This is a genomic window from Ruegeria sp. (assembly GCF_028066395.1).
Taxonomy (GTDB): Bacteria; Pseudomonadota; Alphaproteobacteria; order Rhodobacterales; family Rhodobacteraceae; genus Ruegeria.
The window spans coordinates 7,593-31,318 of sequence record NZ_JALCBM010000010.1 but is presented as its reverse complement, the minus strand read 5'-3'; the positions used below and the strand labels follow the sequence as shown (position 1 = coordinate 31,318).

Sequence of the window (23,726 nt, the reverse complement as noted above, 5' to 3'; positions counted from 1 at the left end):
TGTCGGGCTGGCGCTATCTGGCACTGATCCTGCTGATCAAGGTTGCGGCGGCCACCTATTTCTTTCTGGGTCACCTGTTCAAGGCGTTCGAGATTTCGGACTTCAAACGCGCCCTGCGCCGGTCCTGATCACTCACGCCGGATACGGCTGACGATCCGCGCCCAGCCGCCCGGGGCCAGAAGGAAGGACAGCCCAAACCCGGTGGCAAACCCGCCCAGATCAGCGACCCAATCGGGGGCACCGCCAAACAGTAGCCGAAACAAAAACTGAATACCCATCAGCACGGCAATCAGTTGAAACGCCCGTGCTTGGTTTTCCCCAACTAGCGATAGTTTGCGCCAAAGCAGCCAAGTAAACGCCCCGATCAAGCCGTATACGCAAGGAAACCCGCCAACCAGCTGCGCGCCTGACCCAAGAAGCAAACCGAAGATCAGGGCACCGCCAACGCCCGACAAAACAAAGACCAATAACATTGGGAGGCTGCCAAAAACTTCAGCGACTAATTTTCCCAGCGCCAATACGAACACGCATACGAACAAAGCCCTTGTGAAAGTATAATTGACAAACGGATAGGTGACCAAACGTTTAAGATATTCGAGCCGCCACTCTCCAGTTTGCAGCATCCAATCGAATTGGCTTGTGTAGAACGAATAACTCTCAATCGCTGCGGACCGCCAGCCCACTGCCGCTAGCCCTCCGATCAGCCCGCGCGAGCCTGCCATGAAGGCCAGTTCGATCCCCATGATGAACAGCACCAGCGCCACCACTACGGGCGGCAGGGGGTTCACGGGCGGTGTATAATGCGCACTGCTCATTGGGCGGGCCTTTCGCGGCTGTTGACGTCCCTTGGCCTCATGGGTAAGCGACGAGGGCTGATTTTTCCAGACGGGAGTTCCCTTCGATGACCGATAGCCAATTCACGCCCCGCGTGTTTTCCGGCATCCAGCCTTCGGGCGGGCTGACATTGGGCAACTATCTTGGCGCGATGAAGCGCTTTGTGGATATGCAGAGCGCGGATTTCGAAACCATCTATTGCATGGTTGATTTGCACGCGATCACCACATGGCAAAACCCTGCGGATTTGCGGCACAACACGCGCGAGTTGTGCGCGGGCTTCATTGCGGCTGGCATCGACCCCGAGCAATCGGTCCTGTTCAACCAAAGCCAGGTGCCGGAACACGCGCAACTGGCCTGGATTTTCAACTGCGTCGCCCGGATGGGCTGGATGCAGCGGATGACCCAGTGGAAAGACAAGGCGGGCAAGAACCAGCAGAACGCCTCGCTGGGCCTGTTTGCCTATCCGGCTTTGATGGCGGCGGACATTCTGACCTATCACGCCACCCATGTGCCTGTTGGGGACGACCAGAAACAGCATCTTGAGCTGACCCGCGACATCGCGATCAAGTTCAACCACGATTTCGGTGTCGATTTCTTCCCCGTCATCGAGCCGGTCATCGAAGGCGCCGCCACGCGGGTGATGAGCCTGCGGGACGGGTCCAAGAAGATGTCGAAATCCGATCCCTCTGACATGAGCCGCATCAACATGACCGACGATGCGGACACCATCGCCAAGAAGATCCGCAAGGCCAAAACCGACCCCGACGCCCTGCCCTCCGAGATTGATGGCCTGGACGACCGGCCCGAAGCGCGCAATCTGGTGAATGTATATGCCGCCCTGTGCGAACAAACGCCCCAGCAGGTTCTGGCCGAGGTCGGTGGCAAACAGTTCGGTGAATTCAAGCCGATGCTGGCGGAACTGGCGGTGACCAAACTGGCCCCGATCTCGTCCGAAATGGCGCGGTTGATGAACGATCAGGCCGAGATTGACCGGATTCTGGCCCGCGGCGCGGACAGGGCGCGCGCGATTGCAGCACCGATCGTGCAGCAGACCTACGAGATCGTGGGGATGGTCGGCGCAAAAAACGGCGCGTAAAACTGGACCTCTGCCCATCACCCTCCTAGCTTTGCCAAAAGCTTGGGAGGGCATGATGGCAGCCGGGACAAACATCCGCACATATTTCGACGGTCAATGGCATGACGGGAACGCCCCGATCATGCGGGCGGCGGATCATGGCGCGTGGCTGGGATCGTCGGTTTTTGACGGCGCGCGGTTCTTTGACGGGGTGGCCCCCGATCTGGACGCCCATTGCGCCCGCGTGAACCGCTCGGCCGAGGCGCTGATGCTGACGCCGTCCGTCACCACCGAAGACATGGTCGAGATCATCCGCGAGGGCCTGCAAACCTTTGGGCCGGATGCCGCGGTCTATATCCGCCCGATGTATTGGGGCATCGACGGCGACGCCACGACGATTGTGCCCAAGGACGGCAGCACCGGTTTTGCCATCTGCCTTGAGGAAATTCCGATGGCGCCCGCCACCGCCTCGACCACGCTGACCACCACGCAATTCCGCCGCCCGGTGCTGGAATCGGCGGTGGTGAACGCCAAAGCGGGCTGTCTCTACCCCAACAACGCCCGGATGCTGCGCGAGGCGCGCGCCAAGGGATTCGCCAACGCCCTGGTCGCCGATGCGATGGGACACGTGGCCGAAACCGCCACCGCCAATATCTTCATGGCCCGCGATGGCGAGGTCTTTACCCCCATCCCCAACGGCACCTTTTTGGCCGGGATCACCCGCGCACGGCACATCAAGAACCTGCGCGCCGATGGTGTGACTGTGCACGAAGCCGTGCTGAGCTTTGACGATTTCCACAACGCGGATGAGGTCTTCATGACCGGCAACATGAGCAAGGTCACCCCGGTCACGGCGCTGGACGGCACGCAATATCAGGTCGGCCCCATTGCCCGCCGCGCGCGGGAAATGTATTGGGACTGGGCGGTCGGCACGCGCTAGGTTCCGGTTGCCAGCACGTATCGGGTCGGGCATGATCCCGGAAAATAATCGAGGATAATCATGCGCAAATTTCTGGTCGTTCTGGATGACAGCCGCGAATGCCTGAACGCGATGCGTTTTGCGGCAATGCGCGCGGCGCATACAGGCGGTGGCGTCACAATTCTGTCTGTCATCCCCCCGGATGAGTTCAACCACTGGATCGGCGTCGCCGAGGTGATGCGCGAAGAAGCGCGCGAACGTATCCACGCCCATTTCGAAGTGTTCGCCAAATGGATGCGCGACAAGCAAGATGTGGAACCGGAACTGGCCATCCGCGAAGGCGATCCGGTGCCACAGATCATCGAACATGTGCAATCCGACCCTGAGATCGGCGTGCTTGTTCTAGGCGCGGGCACCGACAAGAAGGGCCCCGGCCCGCTGGTGACGCAGCTAACCAAGAACTCGGGCAGCCTGCCGATTCCGATTACCATCGTGCCGGGCGATCTGAGCAAGGAAAAGCTGGAAGAGATCACCTGAGGGCATCGCGATGGGCGCACAGTTGGAATTCTGGTTCGATTTCGCCTCGACCTATTCCTATCTCAGCGCCATGCGGATCGAACAGGCGGCTTCGGCCAAGGGCGTCAGCGTGTCATGGCAGCCCTTCCTGCTGGGGCCGATCTTTGCCGAACAGGGGTGGAAGAACTCTCCGTTCAACATTTACCCGGCCAAGGGGCGCTATATGTGGCGCGATATGGAACGGCTGACCGCCGCGCGCGACCTGCCGTTTCAGCGGCCCGCTGCATTTCCGCAGAACAGTCTGAAAGCCGCGCGGCTGGCGCTGGCCATCGAAGCCCCAGATCAGCGCGCCGAATTTACGCGCGCGGTCTATGCGGCGGAATTCGGGGCGGGGCGTGATATTTCGGATGCAGAGGTTCTGGCAGAGTGTCTTGCAGACGCGGGTCTCTCACCCGATCTGCTGACCCGCATCGGCGATGCCGACATCAAGGCCGAGCTGTTTGAACAGGTTGAACGCGCCAAGGCACGAGGCATATTCGGTGCCCCCAGTTTCGTCGCCGGGGACGAGCTGTTCTGGGGCGATGACCGGCTGGATGATGCGATTTCTTACGCTCTGACAATTTAGAACGGTTCCAAATCTTGACTTCGCCGGTCCCTGCGCGCATATCAGTGGCAACCTAAACGGAGCCGCGCCATGTTCATCCAGACCGAATCCACGCCCAACCCGGCAACCTTGAAGTTTCTGCCCGGTCAGACGGTTCTGGACGCGGGCACCGCCGATTTCCCCTCGGCCGAGGCGGCCGAGAAGTCGCCTTTGGCGCAGCGCATCTTTGCCGTCAGCGGCGTGACCGGCGTGTTCTTCGGCAATGATTTCGTCACCGTGACCAAATCGGACGACGTACAATGGGACCACATCAAACCCGCGATTCTGGGTGCGGTGATGGAACATTACCAGTCCGGCCAGCCGGTCATGGGCGCAGGAGTGGAAACCGCTCCGGCCCATGCCGAACACACCGGTGAGGATTCGGATATCGTCGATCAGATCAAGGACCTGCTGGACAGCCGCGTGCGCCCTGCTGTGGCGCAGGATGGCGGCGACATCACCTTCCACGGTTTTGATCGCGGTGTGGTGTATCTGCACATGCAAGGGGCCTGCGCGGGCTGCCCGTCCTCGACCCTGACGCTGAAAATGGGGATCGAGAACCTGCTGCGCCATTACATCCCCGAAGTGACCGAGGTTCGCCCGGTTGCCGTCTGACCCGACGATACTGGCATTTGACACATCGGCCGCGCATTGCGCGGCCGCTTTGCTGCGCGCTGGCCGTATCGAGGCGGCGCGGGCCGAATCCATGTCCCGCGGGCAGGCCGAACGGCTGATGCCCTTGCTGGAGGAACTGCTGGCCGAGGTCGGATGCAGTTGGCAGGATCTGGACGCAATCGCCGTGGGCGTCGGCCCAGGCAATTTCACCGGCATCCGCATCTCGGTCTCTGCCGCACGCGGGCTGGCATTGGGGCTGGAGGTTCCGGCCATCGGCGTCAACGGGTTCGATGCGCTGGCCGAGCTGGCCCCAAAAGGGCATATCCCCGCCATCCGCGCCCCGCGCGAACAGGTTTATGTTCAGCTGCCGGACGAAGCCCCTCAGCTGATCACCCCCGCGCAGACCGACCTTCCCGGCCCGTTGTTCTACTGCGACGACCCCGCCGCCCAAGCGCGTGCCATCGCCACCGTGGCCGCCCGCCGCAACATCGCGCAGGCCGAACCACCGGCCCCGCTTTATATCCGCCCGGCGGATGCTGCACCGTCTAAAGACACGCCACCCGTGTTGCTGGACGGATGACACCGCTGGACATGGCCCTGACCCACGCGGCGGCGTTTCGCGACGCCCGCCCATGGTCGGCCAAGGAATTCGCGGACCTGCTGACCAACCCCTTTACGCAGGCCATCGGCGATGCGCGCTGCTTTGCCCTGTTTCAGGTCATCGCGGATGAAGCCGAGTTGCTGACCATTGCAACCCATCCCGACAATCAGCGTCAGGGATTGGCCCTGCACCGCATGGCCGACTGGCACGCCGCCGCGCAAAAACAGGGGGCAACCCGCGCTTTTCTTGAGGTCGCCGCCGACAATGCCGCAGCCATCGCGCTGTATGAAAGCTGCGGCTATAGCCGGTGCGGCATGCGCAAAGCGTATTATCAGCGCAAAGACGGCCCGAATGCCGATGCAATCCTCATGGAACGCGCCTTGCCCTAGGGTCGTGAGCGATTTTTTCAACCACTTGGTCAAAATTCTATTGACCCTTGGTGTTGCAAACGGCCTTAATTCCCGCCATCACAACAGGTATGCTCACGCATGAGTGACCTTTGGGGGCTGTCCTGGCCTCGGACCAACTATAACAAACGGGAGTATGAAATGACCCTGATGAAATCCTTGATGGGCGCTGCCGCCGCCATCGCGTTGACCGCAGGTGCGGCCATGGCCGAACCGGCCCTGATCTTTGACCTGGGCGGCAAGTTCGACAAGTCGTTCAACGAGGCCGCCCATAACGGCGCATCCCGTTGGGCCGAAGAAACCGGTGGCAGCTATCGCGAGATCGAGATTCAGTCCGAAGCCCAGCGCGAGCAGGCCCTGCGCCGCTTTGCAGAAGCCGGTGCCAACCCGATCATCACCATGGGCTTTGGCATGGCCGACCCGCTGTCGGCTGTTGCGGGTGACTATCCCGACACCAAATTCGTCGCGGTGGACGTGAACTGGCTGGACATCCCCAATATCCGCCAGATCGGCTTTGCCGAACATGAGGGCTCGTACCTTGTGGGCATGATGGCGGCAATGGCCTCGGAATCGGGCACTGTCGGCTTTATCGGCGGCATGGATATCCCGCTGATCCGCCACTTTGGCTGCGGCTATGCGCAGGGCGCCAAGGCGGTGAACCCCGAGATCGAAGTTGTCGCCAACATGACCGGCACCACCCCCGCCGCATGGAATGACCCGGTGAAGGGTTCGGAACTGACCAAAGCGCAGATCAGCCAGGGCGCTGACGTGATCTATGCTGCCGCGGGCGGCACCGGTGTGGGCGTGCTGCAAACCGCCGCTGACGAGGGCATTCTGTCAATCGGCGTGGACAGCAACCAGAACCACCTGCATCCGGGCAAGGTTCTGACCTCGATGCTGAAACGCGTGGACGTCGCCGTCTATGACGCGATGAAAGCAGGCGACGGTCTGGAAACCGGCGTGTTCCAGATGGGTCTGGCTGAAGAAGGCGTGGGCTATGCGCTGGACGACAACAACGCGCCGCTGGTCTCGGATGACATGAAAGGCGCGGTCGACAAGGCGCGTCAGGACATCATCGACGGCAACATCTCGGTCGTCAGCTACTACGAGAACGACAGCTGCCCGGCACTGCAGTTCTGATATCGTGCGGGCCGGAGGGTAACCCTCCGGCCCCATCCACTCTGCCGCGTTGTGCAACTGCGGCCCTTTCGGCAATTTGAGGACAAGACATGACCGTCCCCGCCATTGAGCTCAAAGGGATATCCAAAGCCTTTGGGCCGGTTCAGGCCAACAAAGACATCTCGATCAGCGTCGCCCCCGGTACGATCCATGGGATCATCGGTGAAAACGGTGCGGGCAAATCCACGCTGATGAGCATTCTCTACGGCTTTTACAAAGCCGACAAAGGTGAGATTTGGATCAACGGCACCAGGACCGACATTCCCGACAGTCAGGCCGCAATTGCCGCCGGGATCGGGATGGTGTTCCAGCACTTCAAGCTGGTCGAAAATTTCACCGTTCTGGAAAACATCGTTCTGGGCGCCGAGGATGGCGGGCTGCTGGCCCCGTCCCTGGCCAAGGCCCGCAAGGAACTGAAAGCGCTGGAGGAGGAATACGAGCTGTTCGTGGACCCCGACAAGCGCATTGATGAGATCGGCGTGGGCATGCAACAGCGTGTCGAAATCCTCAAGGCGCTGTATCGCAAGGCTGAAATCCTGATTCTGGATGAACCCACCGGGGTGCTGACGCCATCCGAGGCCGATCAGCTGTTTCGCATCCTCGACCGGCTGCGGGCCGAGGGGAAGACGATCATCGTGATCACCCACAAGCTGCGCGAGATCATGGAAAACACCGACACGGTGTCGGTGATGCGCCGCGGGCAGATGACGGCGACGGTGAAAACCGCCGAAACCAACCCGCAGGAATTGGCCGAACTTATGGTGGGCCGCAAGGTTCTGCTGCAGGTCGACAAGTTTCCTGCCCATCCCGGCGAACCCATTCTGGAAATCGAAAACCTGCGCGTCTTCGACTCGGCCGGGGTCGAGCGTGTCAAAGGCATCGACCTGACCGTCCGCGCGGGTGAGATCGTCGGCATCGCGGGCGTGGCGGGCAATGGACAATCCGAACTGCTGGAAGTTCTGGGCGGGATGCGCCCCGGACAAGGGTCGATCAGGTTGAACGGAAAGCCTCTGGCGCTCAGCGGCGCGGGGTCGGATGGTCAGGCGCGCCGTGCGCAACACATCGCCCATGTCCCCGAAGACCGGCAGCGCGAAGGTCTGATCATGGATTTCCACGCCTGGGAAAACGTGGCCTTCGGCTATCACCGGGACCCGGCCTACAAGCGCGGCTTTTTCATGGATAACGCCGCCCTGCGCGCCGATACCGAAGCCAAGATGGAGAAGTTCGACGTGCGCCCGCCCGATGGCTGGTTGGCGGCCAAAAGCTTTTCGGGTGGGAACCAGCAGAAAATCGTTGTCGCCCGCGAGATTGAGCGCAACCCCGACCTGCTGCTGGTTGGTCAGCCGACCCGCGGCGTGGATATCGGCGCCATCGAATTCATCCACAAACAGATCGTCGCCCTGCGCGATCGGGGCAAGGCGATCCTGCTGGTCTCGGTCGAGTTGGAGGAGATCTTCTCGCTGTCCGACCGGATCGCGGTGATGTTCGACGGACATATCATGGGTGAGCGTCTGCCCCATGAGACAGATGAAAAAGAACTGGGCCTGCTGATGGCCGGCGTTGCGGGAGAGGCCGCGTAACATGGAAAAGATGCCCAAATGGGCCGATGTGGTGCTGATCCCGCTGATCAGCCTGCTACTGGCCGCAATCCTGTCGGCGCTGGTGATCCTCGCCATTGGCGAAAACCCGGTCGAGGCGGTGAACCTGATGGTCACCGGCGCGCTGGGATCGACCTATGGCTGGGGCTATACGCTCTACTACGCCACCAACTTCATGTTCACCGGGCTGGCGGTCGCAGTCGCCTTTCATGCACGGCTGTTCAATATCGGGGGTGAAGGGCAGGCGATGCTGGGCGGGCTCGGTGTGGCCATGGTCTGTCTGTACGTTGACTGGCCCCATTGGAGCATCGCACTGCTGGCCGCCTGCGCGGCGTCGATGCTGTTTGGTGCGGCCTGGGCTGCCATTCCGGCCTATCTGCAGGCCAAACGCGGCAGCCATATCGTGATCACCACGATCATGTTCAACTTTATCGCGGCGGCGTTCCTGAACTATATGCTGGTCAACATCATGCGGCCGCAGGGCTCGCAAGACCCGGCGACCGCGCGGTTCCCCGAAACCGTGCATCTGCCGACCTTCCAGTCGATGTTCTCGACCGCAGACAACGTTCTGTTCCGGGGGGCTCCGGCGAACATCACCTTCTTTATCGCGCTGCTGGCCTGTGTAGCGGTCTGGGCGCTGATCTGGCGCACCCGCCTGGGGTATGAGATCCGCGCTTATGGCCATTCCGAGACCGGCGCGGTCTATGCCGGTATCTCGCCCGTGCGCATCACTATCGTCGCCATGTTGATCTCGGGCGCGCTGGCCGGCCTGATGGCAATCAACAACGTGATGGGTGAGGCGGAACGGCTGGTCCTGAACTCGACCGAAGGGGCCGGTTTCATCGGTATCGCCGTGGCCCTGATGGGGCGGTCACATCCGTTCGGCGTCTTTCTGGCAGCACTTCTGTTCGGGTTCCTGTATCAGGGCGGCGCCGAACTGGCCCTTTGGGCGTCCATCCCCCGCGAACTGATCGTGGTTATTCAGGCGCTGGTCATCCTGTTTACCGGCGCATTGGACAACATGGTGCGGATGCCGCTTGAAAAGCTGTTCATGGCGCTGCGGAAGGAGTCGGCGTGATGGATTTCCTGACCCTCATCCAGGTGCTGGACAGCACCGTGCGTCTGGCGGTTCCGCTGCTGCTGGCCTGTCTGGCCGGGCTGTATTCCGAACGCGCCGGGATTTTCGACATCGGGCTTGAAGGCAAGATGCTGATGGCCGCCTTCTTTTCAGCCGCCATTGCGGCGGTAACGGGTTCGGTCTGGCTGGGGCTGCTGGCAGGCATCGCCTCATCCCTGATTCTGTCGGGGCTGCATGGGCTGGCCTCGATCACGTTCCGGGGCAATCAGCTGATCTCGGGCGTGGCAATCAACTTTCTGGCGGCGGGCATGACCGTTCTGGTCGCCCAAAGCTGGTTCAGCCAGGGCGGGCGCACGCCGTCGCTGTTCGGCAATGGCCGGTTCGAGCCGATTACCTTCCCCTTTGCCGATGCGCTCAGTGACGTGCCGGTCATCGGGCCGATCTATTCCGAGCTGCTCTCGGGCCATTCCATCCTGGTCTATGTCGCCTTTCTGATGGTGCCACTGACCTGGTGGATTCTGTTCCGCACCCGATTCGGCCTGCGCCTGCGCGCGGTGGGGGAAAATCCCGCCGCCGTGGACACCGCCGGTGTCTCGGTCGTCGGGCTGCGCTATGCCGCCGTTGCCATCTGCGGCGTGCTGTGCGGCATCGCCGGAGCGTATCTGGCCACCGCCCTGCAAGCCGGGTTCGTCAAGGACATGACCGCCGGGCGCGGGTTCATCGCGCTGGCCGCGCTGATCTTTGCGAAATGGCGACCCTGGCAGGCGATGGGGGCCTGTCTGCTGTTCGGCCTGCTGCAGGCGATTGCCCTGCGGTTCCAGAACATTGATCTGGGCGGTGTGGTAATCCCGGTGCAGGTCATGGACGCCCTGCCCTATATCCTGACGGTGGTGATTCTGGCGGGCTTCGTTGGCAAGGCCGTCCCCCCGCGCGCAGGCGGCGAACCCTATGTAAAGGAACGCTGATAAGTCCAGTTTAGGACCAAAGTTCAGTCCTGTTCGCTGCAGAGCGGCATGCGGAGTTGATTTTGCATGTCGCAACCGCTCTAAAGGGGTATGGAAGTGTCCCAGTTCACCGCGGCCAAGATGGTATCCCCTTTTGACCGGATGACATTCAGGATGCGACCTTCACGGCCCGTATACTGCGGTCCGTTCAGCCATTTTCGCGTTTTCAAAGGCTCTGTCGCGTTGCTCGGCGCAGCCCGGACCGTTTAGAAGTAGCCATGCAGATATACCTTCCTATCGCCGAAGTTTCCGTCAACGCCTTCCTGCTGTTTGGGCTGGGCGGTATGGTCGGTATTCTGTCCGGCATGTTCGGCGTCGGCGGCGGGTTTCTGATGACCCCACTGCTGTTTTTCATCGGCATCCCCCCCGCTGTTGCGGTGGCGACCGAAGCGAACCAGATCGTTGCGTCGTCCTTTTCCGGCGTGCTGGCGCATTTCCGACGAAAGACCGTCGATCTGAAGATGGGATTTGTCTTGTTGATCGGGGGCCTGACCGGCGCGGCGCTGGGTGTGATTATCTTCAACTATCTCAAAAGCCTGGGTCAGGTCGATCTGCTGGTCAAGCTGTGCTATGTGGTCTTTCTGGGCATAATCGGCAGCCTGATGTTCATCGAAAGCGTCAATGCGCTGCGCCGGTCGCGCAAGGCCGGGGCAACCCCGCCCAAACGCCGTCAGCGCAGCTGGATTCACGCCCTGCCCTTCAAGATGCGGTTCCGGACCTCGGGCCTTTATATCTCGGTCATCCCGCCGCTGTTTGTGGGCCTGTTCGTGGGCATCCTGTCGGCCATCATGGGCGTCGGCGGCGGCTTTATCATGGTGCCTGCGATGATCTATCTGCTGGGCATGCCGACCAAGGTGGTTGTTGGCACCTCGCTGTTCCAGATCATCTTCGTCACCGCCTTTACCACCATGCTGCACGCCACGACCAACTACACGGTCGACGTGGTGCTGGCGGTGCTGTTGCTGGTGGGCGGCGTTGTCGGGGCGCAGATCGGCACCGTCATTGGCGCCCGCATGCCTGCCGAACAGCTGCGCGTATTGCTGGCGGCGCTGGTCCTTGTGGTCTGCGGCAAGCTGGGCCTTGATCTGCTGCTGGAACCGGCCGAGCTGTTCTCGCTTGGCGATGAAGGAGGGCACTGATCATGTTGCGTTGGATAGCCGCCCTCTGCCTGCTTTGCCTGCCTGCCGCTGCCGCCGAAGAACAGGTGGTTCTGGGCCTCAGCCAGGATCGCGTGTCGATCACCGCCAATTTCGACGGCTCTGAAATTCTGATCTTTGGCGCCGTCAAACGCGAAGCCCCGATCCCCCCCGGCCCTCCGCTTGAGGTGATCGTGTCGGTTGTTGGCCCGTCAGAGCCGGTGACCGTTCGGCGCAAGGAACGCAAGCTTGGCATCTGGGTGAATACGGACAGTGTGCTGGTCGATTCCGCGCCCAGCTTTTACGCCGTCGCCACCAGCGCGCCCTTCAATGACATCCTGACCGATACCGAGGACCTGCGGTATCGCGTCTCGATCGAACGCGCGATCCGCTCGGTCGGGGCTGCCATGCATATCCGCGGCGCACAGGAATTCGCGGACGCCGTGATCCGTATCCGCGAGGCCGAGGACCTGTATTCGATCCGCGAAAACACCGTTGCGGTGGATGAACAGACCCTGTTCAGAACCTCGATCGAAATGCCTGCCGACCTGACAGAGGGCGACTATCTGGCGCGCATCTTCCTGACCCGCGGGGGTGAGGTCGTGTCACAGTTCGAAACCGTCATCGACGTGCGCAAGGTCGGACTGGAACGGTTCCTCTACAACATGTCGCGCGAGCAGCCGATCTGGTATGGCCTGATGTCGCTGGCCATTGCCATCGCCGCTGGCTGGGGGGCCTCGACCGCGTTCCGCCTGCTGCGGGAGAAGTGACCGCTATAGTGCTTCAGCCACGCCCGATATAGGGCATGGTCGTGGCCATCACGGTCATGAACTGCACATTCGCCTCGGGCGGCAGATTGGCCATATGCAGCACTGAGGCGGCGGCGTTTTCGACCGCCATGGTTGGGTCGGGTGTACGCCCTTCGGCAATGGCGGCATCGACCAGATCCTGAACCAGTGGTGTCCTTGCGTTACCAATATCGATCTGCCCGCAGGCGATGTCAAAGGCCCGCCCGTCCAGCGACAGGCTGCGCGTCAACCCGGTGATGGCGTGTTTCGTGGTCGTGTAATGCACCGAATTCGGGCGCGGCACATGCGCCGAGATCGACCCGTTATTGATGATCCGTCCGCCCTGCGGCGACTGCCGCCGCATCGTGGCAAAAGCGGCGCGGGCGCACAGGAACATCCCGTTCAGATTCACATCCACGGTCTGCGCCCAATCCTCCAACCTGATCTCGTCAATCGTACCGCCCGGCGCAAAGACACCGGCATTGTTGAACAGCACATCCAGCCGCCCGGCCCGGTCGGTGAAATCAGCAAAAGCGCGATCCACGGCATCTGCGTCGGTCACATCCGCCACCAGCGGGACGGCGTTTTCATGCGGCTCGGCCATGTCAGTCAAAACGTCAGCGCGGCGCGCCAACAGGCCGACGGTCCAGCCCTCGGCCAGAAACAGCTCGGCGGTGGCGCGACCGATGCCGGAACTTGCGCCGGTGACGATGATGGTCTTCATGTCTCTTCCGCCTCCAATATCAGCGATGCGGCGGGGACGGCCCGCAGATCGTCCACCCGCAGCGGATGCGTCGGCTTGGACAAGCGGTTGCGCACCACCCAGATCAGCCGCTGCTGCGCGCGGGTGATGGCGACATAGGCCAGACGCTTCCACAAGGGCTGCCCGGCCTCGGTCCGGCCCATGCGGGCGGCGGCATAAATGTCAGGTGCAAAGACCTGAACCGTATCCCATTGCGAACCTTGTGCCTTGTGGATCGTGACCGCCGCGCCATGCAGAAAGGTCGCCCCCATGCGTGCGGCATAGGGGATGAACGGTTCTTCCTCATCCGGCTTTTCGATCTGCACGATGGATGCCGCACTGACCTGAGGGTCCTCGGCCCCCATCACATGCAACCGCGAAAAGCCCGGTTTGCGCCCCGGCCCCAGATAGATCACCTGCGCGCCCTTGATCAGCCCGCGCGCCTCAAGGTCCAGCCGTTTCTTGCGATGCTTCAACGGCAGTTCGATACCGTCGCAGATCAGCGGCTCACCCTCCAGCAGCTCGGTATCCGGGGCGCTGTGGACGCTGCGGAAGGCCTGGATCAGGCGGATGCGCGTGGCGTTGCGCCAGACCAGCACCGGGCTGCGGGCCATCAGATCAACCTCGACCCGCTGACCCCAGACCACACGGTCATCCTTGCGAGCGGTGTCTTCGATCAGGCGTTCGAAATCCTCGAACCCCATGGCAGGATCGGACAGGGCATGGGCCAGATCGAGGATCGGGTTGTCCGCCGTCTGCCGATGCACCCGGTGCAGAACCAGCTTGCGCGGCTCCGGCAGGCCCTCAAACACCATCGAGCCGGATTGATTGACCGGCGCCAACTGCGCCGGGTCGCCGAACAGCAGCAGGGTCGGGAAGATCTCCTTCAAATCCTCGAACTGCCGGTCGTCCAGCATCGACGCTTCGTCGATGAACCCGATATCCAGCGGCTCATCCCGGCGTTTCCAACCGGTGATGAAGTCCGAGCCCCGCAGACCAGCCGCCGCCAGCGCCCCGGGAATGGATTTGTTGTTGGCGTAAAAGGCCGCGGCACGGTCCAGCGCCTCATCTGTCAGGCCCTCAATCTCGGGCCGCTCGTCATTGCCCGCCAGCCATTCGGCGATGCGTTCATATTCGGGGTCATAGACCGGCGTATAAAGGATGCGGTGAATGGTCGTTGCGGGCACCCCGCGCAGGCGCAAGACGCTGGCGGCCTTGTTGGTCGGCGCCAGAATGGCCAAACTGCGCTTGTCCCGGTTCTTGCGGCTTTCGAAATCGCCCGAGACGACCTGAACGCCGCTGTCCGCCAACGCCTTGTAAAGCTCGGCCAGCAACAGGGTTTTGCCCGATCCGGCCTTACCGATCACCGCCATGACCCCGGATTTTCCGGTGCCGGGCAGCTTTAGCAGCGCATCGTCATCCAGATCGACGCCTGCCGATTTCAGCATCTCAGAGATACTGTCGAACGCGGCGGCCTGGTCTTCGGAAAAGGTGACTTGGGGCAAGGACATGGCGCGACCCTACAGGGCTGCGCCAGCCTCGGCCAGATGCGGAATTCGATTTTCCGCGCCCGTCAGGCGGACAAGGCAAACCGGTGCTGTGCCGTGTTGCCGAATGCGGTGCGGAACCACAGGCGCGACAGCTCACGCGGGATACCGGCACGCTCGGCCACGCGGTTGCAATCGTCTGACGAATAGGGCCACAGACCGACCGAAATCTGATCCCGCCCCTTGCCCTGCGAGCCCAAAACCGTGGGCGATGAGCCGATCAGCCGGTAAATGCGGATCATCCGCGCATCGAACACCCCCGCGATATGGGTCAGGCCGAAGCCTTCCATCACCTCACCCCCGCTGAGCATGATGGCTCCGGCGGTGTGCGGGCTGGCGGTGCGGGACAGGCAAAAGCGCGTCACCTCCCAGATCAGAGGGCTGCGAATCGGCGCGCCGCCCGTCAGGTGCCCGAAGACATCGTTAATCATGACCGGCCCGGTTGTCGGCAGGATACGCATCGAGCCACCATGGCTGCCATCCGCCTCCTCCCAAATCACATAGAGCGGGTTCAGATCGTCATATTGATCCCGCTCATGCCCGTTTTTATCAACGTGAACATCCCACCCCAGACGGGTTTTGAACTGATCCGCGCGGTCGCGAAACATCCCCTCGGCCAGGTCCGGAAATTTGTGCAATTCATCCGCATACACATAACGCAGCATGACTTTTTCCCCTTGTCGTCCAACTGGAACAAAGGGAGTACAAAGACATGGTTAATTAACGATGAGACCACCGTGCGTTGCTTAAACGACGATTAACCCTCGACTGAGCGCGGTGGCGATGGCATGGGTTGTGTTTTGCGCGCCCAGTTTGGACCGGGCGCTTTCAATATAGGCGCGCAACGTGTGTTCCGAGATTGACAGGGAATGGGCCACCTGCGCACGGCTATAACCCAACGCCAGCAGGGTCATCGCGTCAATCTCGCGCGGGGATAACCCCCGCCGGTTTTCAGGCTGCCGGTCCCGGGCAAATTCCAGCGCTTTGCGGTTCAGGAAATGGGCGGTCAGGATCAGGTCATGCCCGTAGGTGGCAACAAAATTTCGCCAAGTGTCATCATCACAAGAATGGTTGACCGTAAACAGGGCAAACTGGCCACTTGGGCCGCGCAGCGGGATCGAATAGCCTTGATTGCCCACCCCGTGATCACGTGCATCCTGCAGGAACGCCGCCACGGCCTTTCCCGACCAATCCAGCTGCTTCCAATCGACCGGATGAAAGCGTTGGAAGCAGCCTAGAATGACCGGGTCGATACGGTGGTAATTTCGGTCCTGATAACGTTCGGCCCAAACGTCGGGATAGGTGGTGAAACCATATTGGTCCCCGGCGCCGTCAACCCAGTGATAGATGATATGGTCCAGTTTCAGCTTGTCGCGCAAACCAACCGCGACACCCGTCAGCTCTTCAAGCGTGCTGGTGTTTTCCAAATCCTCCGGAATTCGGCTCAAATCGACCTTTGCTACCATTCGCGGGCGCCCGTACCTCATCCTGCTTGGACGCAATCTCGGCCGCTGCGATCAGCCTGGTATCGTCAAGCTGCTCAGCCAGCGCGGTCAACCCGTTCGCCACCGCAAAGGCGTTGAGGTCCGACAACACGTCCAATATCCACTCATTTTGCGCCATCAGGGTGTCCCCGAATTAGTTAACGAAGGGTTAACACAACCATAACATGCACAAGGTTATGTGGCATATTCACTGCTTTCTACTCCCCAGAAATAGGGGGGGCATTTTCCGTAGGTCGTTGAAAACGCTGGACATGACGCCAAATAGCATAACACCCGCGCAACGACACAACGTTGCGCGGGTGTTTTGACTAAAACGTTAACGTTCAACCGCGGGCGGCAAGCACCTCTTCCAGGGTGCGCATGCCGGTGCGCGGTGCCTGAACCAGAACCGACATGTTGCCCGGCTTATGTTCGTTGCGCATCATCTTCATATGCGCCTCGGGCAGGTCGTTCCAGGTGAACACTTCGGACATGCAGGGGTCCAAGCGACGCTCGACCATCAACTGGTTCGCCGAAGCCGCCTGTTTCAGGTGCGCAAAGTGCGAGCCCTGCAGACGTTTCTGGTGCATCCACATGTAGCGCACGTCGAAGGTCAGGTTATAGCCGGTGGTGCCAGCGCAGATCACGACCATGCCGCCCTTTTTCACCACGAAGGTGGAAACGGGGAAGGTGCTTTCGCCGGGATGTTCAAACACCATATCGACATTCACGCCCTTGCCGGTGATGTCCCAGATGGCTTTGCCGAACTTGCGCGCCTCTTTGAACCACTCGGCATATTCCGGCGTGTTCACCGTGGGCAGTTGGCCCCAGCAGTTGAAATCCTTACGGTTCAGAACGCCCTTGGCGCCCAGACCCATGACAAAGTCGCGCTTGCTTTCGTCCGAGATCACGCCGATTGCATTGGCACCCGCCGTGTTGATCAACTGGATCGCGTAAGAACCCAGACCGCCCGAAGCACCCCAGACCAGAACGTTCTGGCCCGGCTTCAGATCGTGCGGCTCGTGCCCGAACAGCATCCGGTAGGCGGTGGCCAGCGTCAGCGTGTAGCAGGCGCTTTCTTCCCAGGTCAGATGCTTGGGACGCGGCATCAACTGCTGCGCCTGCACATTGGTGAACTGGGCGAATGACCCGTCCGGCGTCTCATACCCCCAGATGCGCTGGCTGGCCGAATACATCGGATCACCGCCATTGCAGTGCTCGTCATCACCATCATCCTGATTGCAGTGAATCACGACCTCATCGCCAACTTTCCAGCGCTTGACCTTGTCGCCCACGGCCCAGACGATACCCGAGGCATCGGACCCCGCGATATGGAAAGGCTGGCCGTGCCCGTCAAACGGGCTGATCGGCTTACCCAGCGAGGCCCAGACGCCGTTATAGTTCACGCCCGCCGCCATCACGAGGACCAGCACCTCGTGGCTGTCCAGCTTGGGCACATCGACGACCTCAAGCTGCATGGCGGTGTCGGGCTCGCCATGGCGTTCCTTGCGGATGGCCCATGCATACATCTGTTTAGGCACATATCCCATCGGAGGGATTTCACCCATCTCATAGAGGTCTTTTTCCGGCGCCTCGTACGATGCGATGCCGCTGTCAACGTCCAAAGCCATGCTGGCCTCCTTCATGCAATAGATTACGCCGCGACGCAGAATCGCGGCCTTCCAAGCATGGAATATTAACGGCAAAGAAATATTGCAACCGTTTTTGGTATTGTTTTTGAAATTTTATGACCCAGCAGATGCAGAAATACTTTTCGCAATCGCAGCATCAGGTGGTGGAGCACCCGGCGCAGCCGAAGCCGCATAATAAGCCAGCAAATCCGAACGCTGACCCGAAGGGCGCAAAACATCCTGATCCCGCACCAGAATACGCCGGTCGACAAGCTGGTCGACCGCATCCTGAACCGCCCGCATGGTGTCCTCGGACAGGTCGCCGCCTAACAGGCGGAACAGATGTGCTTCGGGCACCTCTCCGTTCTCCTTTACCAGACGACATATGGCGGGCAGAGGGACAAAGGGAATCGCGCCCGCGATGCGGCGCATCAACTCACGCGCCAGATCGGTGGTCAGGTCGCGCTGGTGATGCTCGCGAAACGTCTGCAGCGAAATCGGCTGCCCGTACCGGACCGAGGCCATGCCGAACCGTTTGTAGCGCCCGATCAGCCGCCGCCAGATCTGTTTCAATGTCCAGCGGGTGATCACCCCGATCCGCGCCCGAAAGCGGCGGTCGGTGCCAAGGGCGGCAGCGGTCAGGACCGTATCCTCAAGCACCCGGTCATAGTTCAGGGCAACCGGAACAAACACCACATCCCGCCCCTGCGGATCGGACCCGTCAATGATGTATTTCAGCAGGCCCAGCTTGGGGCGGCCCAGTTGACCGGTCAGGCTCAGCCCGCCTTCGGGGAACATGGCCTGGGTCACCCCGGCCTCGGTCGCGTGGCGCACATAGCTGGCCAGCACCTGCCGATACAGATCACTGCCCGACTTGCGCCGGATGAAATAAGCCCCCATCGCCCGGATCAACCGGCTGAGCGGCCAGACCCGCGCCCATTCGCCCACCGCATAAGACAGCGCCGACCGGCGCGCGGCCAGATAGGTGACCAGCACGTAATCCATATTGCTGCGATGATTCATGACGAACACCACGGTGGCCTGCGGATCGATCGTATTGATCGCCTCTTCATCCTGATAGCTGAGGCGCACGTTATAGAAAGCATTGCTCAGCAACCGGGACAGACGGATGGCGAAACTGAAATAGGCAAAGGCGGAAAAGGACGGCACGATCTCGCGCGCATAGCGACGGGCGGTTTCCGATGCCACCGCCTCGGGCACGCCCTGTTCCTGCGCGTGTTTCTGTACCGCCTTGCTGACCTGCGGATCATAGATCAACCGCTGGATCATGTCGTGACGCCCCGCCAGCTTGAAGGGCTGGATCGGACGTTGCAGCCGCTCGTTCAGCCGCGCCACCGCGCGTTCCAGCCGTCTGCGAAAGAACCACCGCACCGATGGGAACAGAAAATGCGAGGCAAATGTGACCGCAGCAAAGACCACGATCAGCACAAACAGCCAAAGCGGAAGTTCCACGGTTTGCGTCATCGGGGCACAGTGCCACCAAACGCGACCACTCACAATCGGTAGAAACAGCGGGATGCCGCAACGCAGCGAATTGACATGTGCGTAAAATTGCGATTTAGAAGCCTCGTGCGTAATTTTGTTACCCATCGGAAATATGAGGCCCGCCCATGACGCAGTCGCAGAAAGATCGCCCCTGGCTTATTCGAACCTATGCCGGTCACTCGACCGCGCAGGCGTCGAACGCGCTGTATCGTAGCAATCTGGCCAAGGGGCAGACCGGCCTGTCGGTGGCTTTCGACCTGCCGACTCAGACCGGCTATGACAGCGACCACACGCTGGCGCGGGGCGAGGTTGGCAAGGTCGGCGTTCCGGTCTGCCATCTGGGCGACATGCGGGTCCTGTTCGATCAGATTCCGCTGGAACAGATGAACACTTCGATGACGATCAACGCCACGGCCCCATGGCTGTTGGCGCTTTATATTGCTGTGGCCGAGGAACAGGGCGCGGATGTCGCCCAACTGCAGGGCACGGTTCAGAACGATCTGATCAAGGAATATCTCAGCCGCGGCACCTATGTCTGCCCGCCAAAGCCCTCGCTGAAGATGATCGCGGATGTGGCCGAGTATTGCTATACGAACGTGCCGAAATGGAACCCGATGAATGTGTGTTCCTATCACCTGCAAGAGGCGGGTGCGACGCCCGAACAGGAACTGGCCTACGCGCTGGCCACCGCCATCGCGGTCCTGGACGAGCTGCGCCCCCGTGTCCCGGCCGAGGATTTCCCGGCGCTTTGCGGGCGCATCTCGTTTTTCGTGAATGCAGGCATCCGCTTTGTTACCGAAATGTGCAAAATGCGGGCATTCGTCGATCTTTGGGACGAAATCCTGCAACAACGTTACGGGGTCGAGAACCCGAAATACCGTCGATTCCGCTATGGCGTGCAGGTGAACTCGCTGGGCCTGACCGAGCAGCAGCCGGAAAACAACGTCTACCGCATCCTGATCGAAATGCTGGCGGTGACCCTGTCGAAAAAAGCCCGCGCCCGTGCCGTGCAGCTGCCTGCGTGGAACGAGGCTCTGGGTCTGCCGCGCCCGTGGGATCAGCAATGGTCGATGCGGATGCAGCAGATTCTGGCCTATGAGACCGACCTGCTGGAATATGGCGACCTGTTCGATGGCAACCCCGCCGTGGATGCCAAGGTCGAAGAGTTGAAAGAGGGCGCCCGGGCCGAACTGGCCAATCTGGAGTCGATGGGCGGCGCAGTAGCCTCGATCGAATATATGAAGTCCCGTCTGGTGGATTCGAACGCGGATCGCCTGAACCGGATCGAACGGAATGAGACCGTCGTCGTCGGTGTGAACAAGTGGATCGAAGGCGAACCCTCGCCCCTGCAGACCGAAGATGGCGGCATCATGGTTGTCGATCCGGCGGTTGAACAGGAGCAGATCAACCGTTTGAACGACTGGCGTTCGGATCGCGATGACGCAGCGGTTTCGGCCGCTCTTACCGCATTGCGCGAAGCTGCACAAACGGGCCGGAACGTGATGGAGCCGTCGATTGCAGCCGCCAAGGCCGGTGTCACAACCGGCGAATGGGCCGAGGAGATGCGCAAAGCCTATGGCACCTATCGCGGCCCGACCGGGGTGTCCGGCTCGGTTTCGAACAAGACCGAAGGGCTGGACGATCTGCGCGCTGCCGTCGATGCGGTCAGCGACAGCCTGGGTCGCCGCCTGAAATTCCTGGTCGGCAAGCCCGGTCTTGACGGGCATTCCAACGGTGCCGAACAAATCGCCTTCCGCGCCCGCGATTGCGGCATGGACATCACCTATGAAGGCATCCGCCTGACGCCCGAAGAAATCGTGGCCGCCGCCGCCGATGAAGACGCCCATGTCATCGGGCTGTCGATCCTGTCCGGCAGCCACCTGCCTTTGGTGCAGGACGTGATGACCCGGCTGTCTGCCGCCGGTCTTTCTCATATCCCGGTGGTGGTTGGCGGCATCATTCCCGATGAAGATGCCGAAAGGCTGAAACAAATGGGCGTTTCCAAAGTCTACACCCCCAAGAATTTCGAATTGAACGCAATTATGGGGGATATTGTGACTTTGGTTGATCCGCAAAACTTAGCCGCAGAATAAATTAGGACGTACCGTCACTATTTCAATTCTATCCCCAAATAAAAATGGGGATAGATAATGCATTCAAATGCCACTAGGTTGCGCCGCAGTCTCAGGCATAATCTGGAAGCTATGGAGTAGGATGATGGGGATCAATCTTGAAAAAATGTCGCGCAAGGAATTGCTGGAATTGCGCGATAATATCGAAAAAGCCCTGAAAACAGCGGAAGTTCGCGAGCGGCAAGAAGCCCTGAAAGCCGCTGAAAAAGCGGCCGCTGAATTCGGGTTCTCGCTGTCCGAACTGTCGTCCGGTGCGCAGCGTTCGGCCAAGGGCACCAAGGCCAAACCGAAATATCGCAACCCTGCCGATCCGGAACAGACCTGGACAGGCCGTGGACGTAAACCGCAATGGGTTCACGATGCGTTGAAATCGGGCGCTGATATTTCCGATCTGGAAATCTGATCAGGGGTCGCGTTTCTCAATGACAATTCATATTGGCGCAGAAAAGGGCGAAATCGCGGAAACGGTTCTTTTACCCGGCGACCCGTATCGTGCGAAATGGGCGGCGGAAACGTTTCTGAGCGACGTCAAACAAATTAACAACGTGCGCGGCATGCTGGGCTTTACCGGCACCTGGAACGGCAACCCGGTCACCATTCAGGGCAGCGGCATGGGAATGCCGTCCCTGTCCATTTACGTGAACGAGTTGATCCGGGACTACGGTGCCAAGACCCTGATCCGCATCGGATCATGCGGTGGCATGCAGGACAAGGTTGCAGTGCGGGACGTCATTCTGGCGATGACCTCCACCACGCTCAGCACCCCGTCGCGTGGCATCATGAAAGAGCTGAACTTTGCCCCCTGCGCCGATTGGGGCCTGTTGCAGGCTGCTGCTGCGGCGGCACAGGCCAAGGGAACGCCAACGCATGTGGGCGGCATCTATTCCTCTGACGTGTTCTATGACGAACGGCCCGATCTGAACGAACAGATGGTGCGGCATGGCATTCTGGGCGTCGAAATGGAGGCGGCCGAGCTGTATATTCTGGCGGCCCGCCACAACTGCCGGGCACTGGCCGTATTGACCGTATCGGACCACCTGCTGACGGGTGAGGCGCTGCCCTCATCTGAACGCGAAAGCAGCTTTGGTGACATGGTGGAAATCGCCCTTCAGGCGGCATTCCCGAACTGAAACCGACACAGGCAGGCGCGCCCTCGCGCCCGCCTCACCGCCCGTGCGAACGGTCATACCCGTTTGGCGCCGGGCTCTGCCATCCTATCAATGCCTCTTTGGGCGGGGCAAAAACCTCGACCAGCAGGGGATAGCATGCGGCGGTGTCCGAGGAATGTTCTGACGAACAATCGCCCCCCGGACAGGCGCTGAGCCCGCCCAGAAGATCGATTTCCGAAAAGAATTCAAGGTGATCGCCGGGCCGAACCGGTGAGGCTTTCATGAAATATTGCCCGGTATCGCGGGTGAAGCCCGTACACATGAAGACGTTCAGAACGTCATGGACGGCCGGTTCAGCCTCGGTCAGCGGGATGTTCAGGTGATCGGCCAGCGCGCGGGTCAGGTTGGAATGGCAGCAATGGTGGTACTGCGTCCCCGACAGCAAATTGCCGGTATAGGGATCGCAGCGCGTGCCGATCACATCATGGACCGAGCCGCCGAACTCATCAATCCCGTACCAGCCCAGCGTGTCCGTCGTGATGGTCGCCATCGGACGCAGAAAGGGAAAGCTGGACCACATTCTCTCTCCTACCGTCAGATGGGTGCCGTGCAACGCGCGGGTCTTGCCGGAATAGAACCGCTCGGACAGATCGCGCAGATTCCATAGATTCAGATCACCGACCTGCGGCCCCTCGACCGAGGTGATGCGAAAGAAATGCCCGGCGGGAACCTCGAAACACCGCGCCTCACGTGCTGGAATCAAGGTTTCGCCGATCTTCTCGGCCTGATTTCGAACTTCTTGCATCCACGGCAAATCGGGGCCAGGCAGGCTGTCATTCGGATAACAGATAACCGGCGCCACGGCGCGGCGGGCCTCGGCATCTGCGGGCGGGGTTGGCGTGTTCTCGACATTGGACATGGGCGCAGAGTGACCCAGTTCGCGCCGTCTGGGAACCCCGGAATTACGCTATTCCTGCCCTTTCAGACATTGCATTGGTTGCACATCAGACTGCGAGACCGCACCGCAAAAACTGCACCGCCACAGACCCTCGGCCCTATGCTGCCGCCAACGGCATTCACGTGTCAGGGATGACGTACGGGCCCGCCAGAGGAAATAGGCAAACACCCCGGCCGCGAGAACAAGAAGAAGGACAGGCATCCGTTTGCTTTGCCTATTCC

Annotated in this window: 25 protein-coding genes; 16 read left to right on the top strand and 9 right to left on the bottom strand. The window is 60.8% G+C overall.

Annotated features, from left to right (window positions below; genetic code table 11):
- Positions 1-128: 128 nt before the first annotated feature.
- The gene (locus MPJ51_RS05340; RefSeq protein WP_298382853.1) at positions 129-815 is read right to left on the bottom strand and encodes a rhomboid family intramembrane serine protease; all 687 of its coding nucleotides are present in this window, start codon (positions 813-815) and stop codon (positions 129-131) included.
- 86 nt (positions 816-901) lie between these two features.
- Here MPJ51_RS05340 and trpS point away from each other — a divergent pair, with 86 nt between their 5' ends.
- The 13 genes from trpS (at position 902) to MPJ51_RS05275 (ending at position 12,378) form a co-directional block, all read left to right on the top strand.
- Entirely contained in the window at positions 902-1,933 is a 1,032-nt protein-coding gene (trpS, locus tag MPJ51_RS05335) for a tryptophan--tRNA ligase (protein ID WP_298382849.1), read from the top strand.
- A 55-nt stretch (positions 1,934-1,988) separates the two neighbouring features.
- Positions 1,989-2,852 carry a branched-chain amino acid aminotransferase gene (locus MPJ51_RS05330; RefSeq protein ID WP_298382845.1) on the top strand — a complete coding sequence of 288 codons (864 nt, stop codon included), beginning with the start codon at positions 1,989-1,991 and terminating at the stop codon, positions 2,850-2,852.
- Between the two features lie 60 nt (positions 2,853-2,912).
- The gene (locus tag MPJ51_RS05325; RefSeq protein ID WP_298382842.1) at positions 2,913-3,368 is read left to right on the top strand and encodes a universal stress protein; all 456 of its coding nucleotides are present in this window, start codon (positions 2,913-2,915) and stop codon (positions 3,366-3,368) included.
- 10 nt (positions 3,369-3,378) lie between these two features.
- Positions 3,379-3,972, top strand: a complete 594-nt coding sequence (locus MPJ51_RS05320) for a 2-hydroxychromene-2-carboxylate isomerase (RefSeq protein ID WP_298382838.1) — start codon at positions 3,379-3,381, stop codon at positions 3,970-3,972.
- Between the two features lie 69 nt (positions 3,973-4,041).
- Positions 4,042-4,605: a NifU family protein gene (locus MPJ51_RS05315; protein WP_298382835.1), complete on the top strand. Its 564-nt coding sequence runs from the start codon at positions 4,042-4,044 to the stop codon at positions 4,603-4,605.
- Complete coding sequence (gene tsaB, locus MPJ51_RS05310; RefSeq protein ID WP_298382833.1) at positions 4,595-5,185, top strand: tRNA (adenosine(37)-N6)-threonylcarbamoyltransferase complex dimerization subunit type 1 TsaB; 591 nt, start codon at positions 4,595-4,597, stop codon at positions 5,183-5,185. The genes MPJ51_RS05315 and tsaB overlap by 11 nt, the downstream gene beginning before the upstream one ends.
- Positions 5,182-5,595 carry a GNAT family N-acetyltransferase gene (locus tag MPJ51_RS05305; RefSeq protein WP_298382831.1) on the top strand — a complete coding sequence of 138 codons (414 nt, stop codon included), beginning with the start codon at positions 5,182-5,184 and terminating at the stop codon, positions 5,593-5,595. Before tsaB ends, MPJ51_RS05305 begins: the two co-directional genes overlap by 4 nt.
- Positions 5,596-5,754: 159 nt before the next feature.
- Positions 5,755-6,753, top strand: a complete 999-nt coding sequence (locus MPJ51_RS05300; protein WP_298382828.1) for a BMP family ABC transporter substrate-binding protein — start codon at positions 5,755-5,757, stop codon at positions 6,751-6,753.
- A gap of 89 nt (positions 6,754-6,842) precedes the next feature.
- Entirely contained in the window at positions 6,843-8,372 is a 1,530-nt protein-coding gene (locus MPJ51_RS05295) for an ABC transporter ATP-binding protein (RefSeq protein ID WP_298382825.1), read from the top strand.
- Between the two features lies 1 nt (position 8,373).
- Positions 8,374-9,468, top strand: a complete 1,095-nt coding sequence (locus MPJ51_RS05290) for an ABC transporter permease (protein ID WP_298382822.1) — start codon at positions 8,374-8,376, stop codon at positions 9,466-9,468.
- Positions 9,468-10,433: an ABC transporter permease gene (locus tag MPJ51_RS05285; RefSeq protein WP_298382819.1), complete on the top strand. Its 966-nt coding sequence runs from the start codon at positions 9,468-9,470 to the stop codon at positions 10,431-10,433. Before MPJ51_RS05290 ends, MPJ51_RS05285 begins: the two co-directional genes overlap by 1 nt.
- Positions 10,434-10,690: 257 nt before the next feature.
- Positions 10,691-11,611: a sulfite exporter TauE/SafE family protein gene (locus MPJ51_RS05280; RefSeq protein WP_298382816.1), complete on the top strand. Its 921-nt coding sequence runs from the start codon at positions 10,691-10,693 to the stop codon at positions 11,609-11,611.
- Positions 11,612-11,613: 2 nt separating this feature from the next.
- The gene (locus MPJ51_RS05275) at positions 11,614-12,378 is read left to right on the top strand and encodes a TIGR02186 family protein (RefSeq protein WP_298382813.1); all 765 of its coding nucleotides are present in this window, start codon (positions 11,614-11,616) and stop codon (positions 12,376-12,378) included.
- 13 nt (positions 12,379-12,391) lie between these two features.
- Here the strand turns inward: MPJ51_RS05275 and MPJ51_RS05270 are convergent, their stop codons facing one another.
- From MPJ51_RS05270 to MPJ51_RS05240, 7 genes are all read right to left on the bottom strand, one after another.
- Positions 12,392-13,120: an SDR family oxidoreductase gene (locus MPJ51_RS05270; RefSeq protein WP_298382808.1), complete on the bottom strand. Its 729-nt coding sequence runs from the start codon at positions 13,118-13,120 to the stop codon at positions 12,392-12,394.
- The gene (locus MPJ51_RS05265; protein WP_298382806.1) at positions 13,117-14,649 is read right to left on the bottom strand and encodes an AAA family ATPase; all 1,533 of its coding nucleotides are present in this window, start codon (positions 14,647-14,649) and stop codon (positions 13,117-13,119) included. The genes MPJ51_RS05270 and MPJ51_RS05265 overlap by 4 nt, the downstream gene beginning before the upstream one ends.
- Before the next feature lie 62 nt (positions 14,650-14,711).
- A complete protein-coding gene (locus MPJ51_RS05260) occupies positions 14,712-15,350 on the bottom strand; it encodes an acyl-homoserine-lactone synthase (protein ID WP_298382801.1) in 639 nt (212 codons plus the stop codon).
- Between the two features lie 81 nt (positions 15,351-15,431).
- A complete protein-coding gene (locus tag MPJ51_RS05255; RefSeq protein WP_298382799.1) occupies positions 15,432-16,151 on the bottom strand; it encodes an autoinducer binding domain-containing protein in 720 nt (239 codons plus the stop codon).
- Complete coding sequence (locus tag MPJ51_RS05250; protein WP_298382954.1) at positions 16,090-16,308, bottom strand: hypothetical protein; 219 nt, start codon at positions 16,306-16,308, stop codon at positions 16,090-16,092. Before MPJ51_RS05250 ends, MPJ51_RS05255 begins: the two co-directional genes overlap by 62 nt.
- Positions 16,309-16,513: 205 nt before the next feature.
- The gene (ccrA, locus tag MPJ51_RS05245) at positions 16,514-17,800 is read right to left on the bottom strand and encodes a crotonyl-CoA carboxylase/reductase (RefSeq protein ID WP_298382797.1); all 1,287 of its coding nucleotides are present in this window, start codon (positions 17,798-17,800) and stop codon (positions 16,514-16,516) included.
- 114 nt (positions 17,801-17,914) lie between these two features.
- On the bottom strand, positions 17,915-19,285 hold the full coding sequence (locus tag MPJ51_RS05240; RefSeq protein ID WP_298382795.1) for a 1-acyl-sn-glycerol-3-phosphate acyltransferase: 1,371 nt from the start codon (positions 19,283-19,285) through the stop codon (positions 17,915-17,917).
- 146 nt (positions 19,286-19,431) lie between these two features.
- On the opposite strand from MPJ51_RS05240, the gene MPJ51_RS05235 reads away from it, so the two are divergent.
- From MPJ51_RS05235 to deoD, 3 genes are all read left to right on the top strand, one after another.
- Entirely contained in the window at positions 19,432-21,399 is a 1,968-nt protein-coding gene (locus MPJ51_RS05235; protein ID WP_298382793.1) for a protein meaA, read from the top strand.
- A 124-nt stretch (positions 21,400-21,523) separates the two neighbouring features.
- On the top strand, positions 21,524-21,841 hold the full coding sequence (locus MPJ51_RS05230; protein WP_298382789.1) for an H-NS histone family protein: 318 nt from the start codon (positions 21,524-21,526) through the stop codon (positions 21,839-21,841).
- A 19-nt stretch (positions 21,842-21,860) separates the two neighbouring features.
- Positions 21,861-22,568, top strand: a complete 708-nt coding sequence (gene deoD, locus MPJ51_RS05225) for a purine-nucleoside phosphorylase (protein ID WP_298382786.1) — start codon at positions 21,861-21,863, stop codon at positions 22,566-22,568.
- Positions 22,569-22,602: 34 nt separating this feature from the next.
- Here the strand turns inward: deoD and MPJ51_RS05220 are convergent, their stop codons facing one another.
- On the bottom strand, positions 22,603-23,466 hold the full coding sequence (locus MPJ51_RS05220) for a DUF1989 domain-containing protein (RefSeq protein WP_298382784.1): 864 nt from the start codon (positions 23,464-23,466) through the stop codon (positions 22,603-22,605).
- Between the last annotated feature and the right edge of the window lie 260 nt (positions 23,467-23,726).

Coding starts and splice junctions, on each gene's coding strand:
- MPJ51_RS05340 (WP_298382853.1), bottom strand. CDS start 815: ATGAGCAGTGCGCATTATACACCGCCCGTGAACCCCCTGCCGCCCGTA.
- trpS (WP_298382849.1), top strand. CDS start 902: ATGACCGATAGCCAATTCACGCCCCGCGTGTTTTCCGGCATCCAGCCT.
- MPJ51_RS05330 (WP_298382845.1), top strand. CDS start 1,989: ATGGCAGCCGGGACAAACATCCGCACATATTTCGACGGTCAATGGCAT.
- MPJ51_RS05325 (WP_298382842.1), top strand. CDS start 2,913: ATGCGCAAATTTCTGGTCGTTCTGGATGACAGCCGCGAATGCCTGAAC.
- MPJ51_RS05320 (WP_298382838.1), top strand. CDS start 3,379: ATGGGCGCACAGTTGGAATTCTGGTTCGATTTCGCCTCGACCTATTCC.
- MPJ51_RS05315 (WP_298382835.1), top strand. CDS start 4,042: ATGTTCATCCAGACCGAATCCACGCCCAACCCGGCAACCTTGAAGTTT.
- MPJ51_RS05305 (WP_298382831.1), top strand. CDS start 5,182: ATGACACCGCTGGACATGGCCCTGACCCACGCGGCGGCGTTTCGCGAC.
- MPJ51_RS05300 (WP_298382828.1), top strand. CDS start 5,755: ATGACCCTGATGAAATCCTTGATGGGCGCTGCCGCCGCCATCGCGTTG.
- MPJ51_RS05295 (WP_298382825.1), top strand. CDS start 6,843: ATGACCGTCCCCGCCATTGAGCTCAAAGGGATATCCAAAGCCTTTGGG.
- MPJ51_RS05290 (WP_298382822.1), top strand. CDS start 8,374: ATGGAAAAGATGCCCAAATGGGCCGATGTGGTGCTGATCCCGCTGATC.
- MPJ51_RS05285 (WP_298382819.1), top strand. CDS start 9,468: ATGGATTTCCTGACCCTCATCCAGGTGCTGGACAGCACCGTGCGTCTG.
- MPJ51_RS05280 (WP_298382816.1), top strand. CDS start 10,691: ATGCAGATATACCTTCCTATCGCCGAAGTTTCCGTCAACGCCTTCCTG.
- MPJ51_RS05275 (WP_298382813.1), top strand. CDS start 11,614: ATGTTGCGTTGGATAGCCGCCCTCTGCCTGCTTTGCCTGCCTGCCGCT.
- MPJ51_RS05270 (WP_298382808.1), bottom strand. CDS start 13,120: ATGAAGACCATCATCGTCACCGGCGCAAGTTCCGGCATCGGTCGCGCC.
- MPJ51_RS05265 (WP_298382806.1), bottom strand. CDS start 14,649: ATGTCCTTGCCCCAAGTCACCTTTTCCGAAGACCAGGCCGCCGCGTTC.
- MPJ51_RS05260 (WP_298382801.1), bottom strand. CDS start 15,350: ATGCTGCGTTATGTGTATGCGGATGAATTGCACAAATTTCCGGACCTG.
- MPJ51_RS05255 (WP_298382799.1), bottom strand. CDS start 16,151: ATGGTAGCAAAGGTCGATTTGAGCCGAATTCCGGAGGATTTGGAAAAC.
- MPJ51_RS05250 (WP_298382954.1), bottom strand. CDS start 16,308: ATGGCGCAAAATGAGTGGATATTGGACGTGTTGTCGGACCTCAACGCC.
- ccrA (WP_298382797.1), bottom strand. CDS start 17,800: ATGGCTTTGGACGTTGACAGCGGCATCGCATCGTACGAGGCGCCGGAA.
- MPJ51_RS05240 (WP_298382795.1), bottom strand. CDS start 19,285: ATGACGCAAACCGTGGAACTTCCGCTTTGGCTGTTTGTGCTGATCGTG.
- MPJ51_RS05235 (WP_298382793.1), top strand. CDS start 19,432: ATGACGCAGTCGCAGAAAGATCGCCCCTGGCTTATTCGAACCTATGCC.
- MPJ51_RS05230 (WP_298382789.1), top strand. CDS start 21,524: ATGGGGATCAATCTTGAAAAAATGTCGCGCAAGGAATTGCTGGAATTG.
- deoD (WP_298382786.1), top strand. CDS start 21,861: ATGACAATTCATATTGGCGCAGAAAAGGGCGAAATCGCGGAAACGGTT.
- MPJ51_RS05220 (WP_298382784.1), bottom strand. CDS start 23,466: ATGTCCAATGTCGAGAACACGCCAACCCCGCCCGCAGATGCCGAGGCC.